Source organism: Desulfobacter curvatus DSM 3379 (assembly GCF_000373985.1).
Classification (GTDB): Bacteria; Desulfobacterota; Desulfobacteria; order Desulfobacterales; family Desulfobacteraceae; genus Desulfobacter; species Desulfobacter curvatus.
In genome coordinates this window covers 1-5,994 of sequence record NZ_KB892944.1, presented here as the reverse complement: position 1 = coordinate 5,994, position 5,994 = coordinate 1, and the positions used below count along the sequence as shown (strand labels likewise).

Annotated in this window: 7 protein-coding genes; 1 reads left to right on the top strand and 6 read right to left on the bottom strand. The window is 47.1% G+C overall.

Annotated elements, in window-relative coordinates:
- Together B147_RS32275 and B147_RS0104940 are read right to left on the bottom strand one after the other, a co-directional pair.
- On the bottom strand, window positions 1-183 hold a 183-nt coding region (locus B147_RS32275), incomplete at its 3' end, for a hypothetical protein (RefSeq protein WP_033396915.1).
- Window positions 184-380: 197 nt separating this feature from the next.
- A complete protein-coding gene (locus B147_RS0104940; protein ID WP_020586131.1) occupies window positions 381-821 on the bottom strand; it encodes an Hsp20/alpha crystallin family protein in 441 nt (146 codons plus the stop codon).
- Between the two features lie 703 nt (window positions 822-1,524).
- On the opposite strand from B147_RS0104940, the gene B147_RS0104930 reads away from it, so the two are divergent.
- Window positions 1,525-2,535 (top strand): sigma-54 interaction domain-containing protein, encoded by a 1,011-nt coding sequence (locus B147_RS0104930; protein ID WP_085931428.1) that lies wholly within the window; start codon window positions 1,525-1,527, stop codon window positions 2,533-2,535.
- An 85-nt stretch (window positions 2,536-2,620) separates the two neighbouring features.
- On the opposite strand, the gene lon is transcribed toward B147_RS0104930, so the two are convergent.
- From lon to B147_RS27450, 4 genes are all read right to left on the bottom strand, one after another.
- A complete protein-coding gene (lon, locus tag B147_RS0104925; RefSeq protein ID WP_020586128.1) occupies window positions 2,621-5,017 on the bottom strand; it encodes an endopeptidase La in 2,397 nt (798 codons plus the stop codon).
- Window positions 5,018-5,256: 239 nt separating this feature from the next.
- A complete protein-coding gene (locus B147_RS33115) occupies window positions 5,257-5,481 on the bottom strand; it encodes an Hsp70 family protein (RefSeq protein WP_020586127.1) in 225 nt (74 codons plus the stop codon).
- Window positions 5,482-5,523: 42 nt separating this feature from the next.
- Window positions 5,524-5,769, bottom strand: a complete 246-nt coding sequence (locus B147_RS0104915) for a hypothetical protein (RefSeq protein WP_020586126.1) — start codon at window positions 5,767-5,769, stop codon at window positions 5,524-5,526.
- Between the two features lie 32 nt (window positions 5,770-5,801).
- Window positions 5,802-5,994: hypothetical protein (locus B147_RS27450; RefSeq protein ID WP_033396914.1), on the bottom strand; the 193-nt coding region annotated here is incomplete at its 5' end.

Sequence of the window (5,994 nt, the reverse complement as noted above, 5' to 3'; positions counted from 1 at the left end):
CGCAGATATGCTCTTTTGCTTCAGCCACATTCGACTGATTTCGGTAAGGTTGAATTTTGCCCCGAGAATCAAAGCTGATGCAATCAGCGTCAAATTTTGGAACTGGATATTAGTAAGCTCGGGTTTTAAAAATGAGAATCCGGTAATTATGAAGGCTGGCTTGCAGACACACGGTATATTCACCCGTAACTCCTTAATTGAATAATAACCTTCATATTATTTCATTCTTCGATTCTTTTGTCTTTAACTGTTTTCCGAAAACTCAAGCAAATAGTATTTTTAATTGAAAAAACTGCCGGAACATAGGCCGCCCGGGTCAGAATGCCCTGCTTCCGGCCCGGGTCATATTTACAGCATTGTGGTGTACAGGCGGTAATTGTCTATTTAACCGCAATTTCAATCTGTTTGGGTTTCGATTTTTCCGTTTTGGGCAGGCGAAGCGATAATATTCCCTCCTTGAACTGGGCTTCAATCTGATCTTCGGCCACATTGTCCGGCATGGAAAAACTGCGCAGGAAGCTGCCGTAATGCCGCTCAATTCTGTGGTACTTTACGTTTTTATCCTCCTCCTCGCGTTTCCGTTCGCCCCTGATATTGAGAACCCCGTTATCAACGGTGATCTTGATATCTTCCTGTTTAATTTCAGGAACCTCCAGCTTGATGGTGAAATCCAAATCGGTCTCGGTAATGTCTGCACGAGGGGCCCAGTCTCCGGAGGCCAACAGTTCCTGATTGCCCAATGAAGGCCGGTTGAAATGCGTCAAGTATTTGGTAAACATATCATCGATTTCCCGGAACGGATCCCATTTGGTCAGTTTCATTTTTTGTCTCCTTTTTTTTAAGTAAAACTGTTCCCAGGTTCGGTTCGGCAGTCTTATGTTCGACTCCGATAACCTGCCTGACTCTTCCTTAAGCAACTGTGATGCCACCTGAATACAAAACTGACATTAACGCCGCAGAAGGCCCGGAAAGGCCGGATTCATGGATAACAGCCACAAAAAGCAGACAGGATGCGTCCGGTTATGTATCTCTATGACACTTCAAGTCCTGTTTTTCGGGAAAATGGTGGTCTGAGCGTCCGGTCCCTCCTGTCACAGGAGGCGAGATGTACGGCATGGATATTGCTGTCAACTTGATTAGATGGATAGACTCGCTTGTGAAACAGTAACAATAAAGACCGGAATAACGGCCATGGGCCGACCTGACATATCAACTGCCAGGCATAGCCCACAACAAAGCTTGAAAGATCTTAGTAACTTACACAGACTTTCTTATAACAGCCACAGCTGACCTGGTTTTTCACCGTGGTTCAGCCCACAACGAAAGTTGAAAGATCTGTGTTAATTACCCAGACTTTCTTATAAAAATAAAAGAATCCGACGAGGAGGGAATATGGCAGAAAAAGAGGAACAACACAAAAACAGGCGTGAAGACAAGAAAATCGGAAAATTAACCCTGAAAGAAAAGCGTAAAAAGAAAAAAGAGAAAAAAACAACCGGAAAAGGGTTTTAAGTTGGATTGCCTGTGGACCGATTCTGGAAAACCGAATGTCTGGACATCGTCAAGTCTAAAAATGCGGGCATGAAAAAGATTTTTGAAAATATCCGGTCTGTTGCTCCCACCAATGCTACCGTGCTGCTATTGGGCGAGACCGGTACAGGCAAAGGTACTTTGGCTCGATTGATCCACCGGCACAGCCGGCGCTTCAACAAGTCCTTTATTTCCGTCCATTGCGGCGCCATCCCGGACACCCTCATTGAAAGCGAGCTGTTCGGCCATGAAAAGGGCGCCTTTACCGGGGCTGAACGAAAAAAACCCGGTCGGTTTGAAATGGCAGCGGGCGGCACAATTTTTTTAGATGAGATTGGCACAGTATCCCCATCCGCCCAGGTTAAGTTACTCCAGGTGCTTCAGGACAGCACCTTCAGCCGAATCGGAGGCGATTCTATTCTCAAAGCTAATGTACGAATCATAGCAGCCACCAATTCAGACCTGGAAGACGCTGTCAGCAAAGGGAAATATCGAAAAGACCTGTTTTATCGCCTTAACGTGTTTCCCATTGAACTCCCATCCCTCAAGGAACGGCTGGAAGACCTGGAATATCTGACGGATGCATTTTTGAAAAATTTAAACGGTAAGTACGGGAAAAATATCCAAACGGTCCATCCGTCTGTTCTGGAAAAATTCCGCCACTATGAGTGGCCAGGCAATATCCGGGAACTTGAGAACATCCTTGAACGCGCCTATATCCTCGAACGTTCCGCTGTGATAACAACCGGGAATTTACCCAGCGAAACCCAGATGGCGGCTGCCCGGTATATACCGGCACCCGGTACAGGACAAACCCTGGCCCAGGCACGCCGGCATGCGGTCAATGCCTGTGAAACATCCTACCTGTCCAACCTGTTGGAGCAAACGAGCGGCCGAATCAATGTGGCTGCACAAAAAGCCGGCATTACGGCCCGGCAGCTGAACCGGTTGATGACCCGTCACAGGCTGGATAAAAAACAATTTAAACCCCCAAAAGACGCCTAAAGACATTCGGCGTCTTTCTCCAGTTGATAGCGGTTCCTCCGGCTTGATACCGCTATCGAAAGTATCGGCAAATATGGATTGAATGTCATGGCACCAGGACGATCTGCAACACTTCATCAACCCATTCAACAGGTAAAAATTCGATGGATTGACGCACCTCTTCCGGCAAGTCATTCACATCACTTTCATTGCGTTTGGGCAGGATCACCTTTGTCAGGCCGGCCCGGTGCGCCGCAAGGACTTTCATTTTGATCCCGCCCACAGGCAGGACTCGGCCCCTAAGCGTGATTTCTCCTGTCATACCGATATGGCTGCTGACAATCCGGCCGCTGAAAAGACTCGCCATGGCCACAACTATCGTAATCCCCGCAGATGGACCATCTTTTGGAATTGCACCGGCCGGGACATGGATATGAACATCGGTATGCTTAAATATATCGGGGTCAATTCCGAGATATTCAGCCTTCGACCGAATATAACTGTGGGCTATCTGGGCGCTTTCCCGCATCACATCCCCCAGCTGCCCTGTGATGAGAAAAGCCCCTTTGCCTTTCATCCGGGTTGCCTCAATGAAAAGGATATCCCCTCCCACTGTTGTCACGGAAAGGCCGGTAGCGATGCCCGGTATCTTGAATGGCTCGGAAGATTCGGATTCAAATTTTTCCTTTTTCAAGAAGTCCCGGACATGATCGGCGGTTACGGCGATATCCGTTATTTCCCGGCTGACAATTTTTACGGCGATCCGGCGGCAAATGGTTCCGATTTCACGTTCCAGAGTCCTGACCCCCGCCTCCCGGGTATAGCCCTGAATGATTTTTTTTAAAGCGTCCGTTCCAAACGAGACCTCTTTAGCGGTCAGGCCGTTTTGATTCAACTGACGATTAACCAAATAATTTTTTGCAATCATGATTTTTTCATATTCCGTATAGCCCTCCAGCTGGATGATTTCCATGCGATCCTTCAGGGGCAGGGGAATGGCCTCCAACTGGTTGGCGGTTGTGATGAAAATAACATCACTCAGGTCAAAATCCACATCCAGATAATGATCACGGAAAGTGCTGTTCTGTTCTGGGTCAAGCACTTCAAGGAGGGCACTGCTCGGATCACCGCGCCAGTCGCTGCCGATCTTATCCACTTCATCCAACATAAAAACAGGATTACGGGAGCCTGCCCGCTTAATCGCCTGTATGATCCGGCCGGGCATGGCACCGATATAGGTTCGCCTGTGACCGCGGATTTCAGCTTCATCCCTCATTCCTCCCAGACTCATGCGCGTGAATTTTCTTCCAAGAGAACGGGCGATACTTTGCCCAAGACTCGTTTTCCCGACGCCCGGCGGTCCGGCAAAACACAAAATAGCTCCTATGGCCTGGTTTTCATTTCCTGTAGTGCCGGATTTTGACTCAATCCGGCGGGTATTTACCAGCTGCCGGACAGCCAGATATTCCAGGATTCGATTCTTGACGTCCGTCAGGTCATAGTGATCTTCATTCAAAATAGTCCGTGCATGATTGATATCCAGCTCATCTTCTGTGCGTACCTGCCAGGGCAAATCGACTATCCAGTCCAGATAGGTTTTTATGACGGTGTATTCCGCCGAGTTCCGGGACATCTCGCCCATTCGTTTCAACTCGCGTAACGCCTCCTGTTTGGCTTCATCCGGGAGGCCGGCTTTTTCTATCTTTTCAGTATATTCATCGACGTTAGACGGGCTCTCCTCCGATTCTCCCAACTCTTTTTGAATGGCTTTGAGCTGCTGGCGCAGATAGTACTCATGCTGCTTTTTATCCATGGAGCGGCTGACATCCGATTGGATTTTCTGCTTCAGTTTAAGGATATCCCTTTCGTGCGATAAATGAAAAATCAGTAGGTGCAATTTATCTTTCACACTATCTGTTTCAAGCAGTTCCTGCGCATCCTTTAATTCAATCTGGATATTGGATGCCACCATATATAAGAGATAACGGGGATCCTTTATTGTATCAATGTAATCATGCGCAGCGGCCGGGATATTCGGAAGAAGTGAAATGAATTCCTTAGAAAGCGCCTGCAGAATTCTGAAGGCGGCTTCAATTTCATCATCGTGTTCGAGAACGTCCGGGTGCAATAAAATTTTCGCTTTCAAATACGGATCAGTCTCATGCCAGAAGGTAATGCGGAACCGTTCAAACCCGTAAAGAAATATCTGCAGGCTGTCTTCGCTCAGATTAACGATCCTGTGCAGTATGCAAACGGTGCCGACTTCATAGATTTGCCCCGGCATGGGCTCTTTGATTGAGCTATCTTTCATTGCTGCAAGCCCGATTAGATGATCTCCGTTAAACGCGTCTTCAATCAGCTTCATCGACCTGGGAATATTGACAAACAGCGGCATGGGCATAAACGGATATGCGACCGTGTTCCGTAAAGGCAGGATCGGGAGTTTGTCAGGTATTTTTTTCAGGAACACTTCATTGTTTTCATTTGGAAATGATTTTGTCATTATTACCCCTCCCTCTATTTTTAGAGAATCATAAGATATTGAGCCTTTAAAAATGATTCAAAATTCAATTCTCACCGAATTATGTTGTAGATGGCATTGTAGTCCCGTTTTATGCTCTTGTTCTGTCGTGAATCGTATGTATACGAGCAGAGACGCTCTCCAGAGTCTTGTGGAAGCCAAGCAGCGTGACCTCAGCATATACCAAGTCACCTACGCGCGGCGTCCTCTCGGGTATTTGCTCATATCGCTTGATCAGTTTTTTCGGTACGGGATAGGCCGCACTCGGAACAATGCAGTTCTGTTGAATTCTGTTCATCTATGTTCTCCGCGCTTTTTGAAATATCCACAATGGACGCTGGGGTTCGGTCCTCTTCAGGATTTGTCACCACAGTTGCCTGAGCCCCCTCCATAATAGCCACGCATGAATTAGTTGTGCCCGGATCAATACCGGTTGTTACACCCATTATAGTTTCTCCGGATTATGGGGTTATTTTCACTATCGCTGACTACGTAATAATAAGCAAGAACCACACCAATGGCCCGGCATGGCCTGACATGCCGGGCCCTGATAATTTTTTGTGCACATAGGGTTTTATGGCATAGCAATTGCTGATTAAGGGGCAAAACAGATAACCGATGGCGCCGCAGTTTACCATGTACACCATGGACGAAGCGGCCCGGACCATGCTGATAAAAAGGAGGTATACCACTTGGATTTCGCTCTTTGAAAATGTGCGTTTTTCGTTTTTCACCCTTCATTGTCATTGATTGCTCCACCATTAATTCAGCTTGAGTTGCCCAAGTATTGGTAATCATAGTAATGAAGTGGAACGTCCAGAATGAAAAGAATATCTTTTTGAAGATCATTTAGCTCGGATACAAAGCCATAGTTATTTCCGTCCGGCAACTGCATTTGTCCCAATACAATGTCTTCGAATTCTTTCAGCATAAATTCGCTGCGCGGGTTGCGGACATCC

Coding starts and splice junctions, on each gene's coding strand:
- B147_RS33115 (WP_020586127.1), bottom strand. CDS start 5,481: ATGGGTGTAACAACCGGTATTGATCCGGGCACAACTAATTCATGCGTG.
- lon (WP_020586128.1), bottom strand. CDS start 5,017: ATGACAAAATCATTTCCAAATGAAAACAATGAAGTGTTCCTGAAAAAA.
- B147_RS0104940 (WP_020586131.1), bottom strand. CDS start 821: ATGAAACTGACCAAATGGGATCCGTTCCGGGAAATCGATGATATGTTT.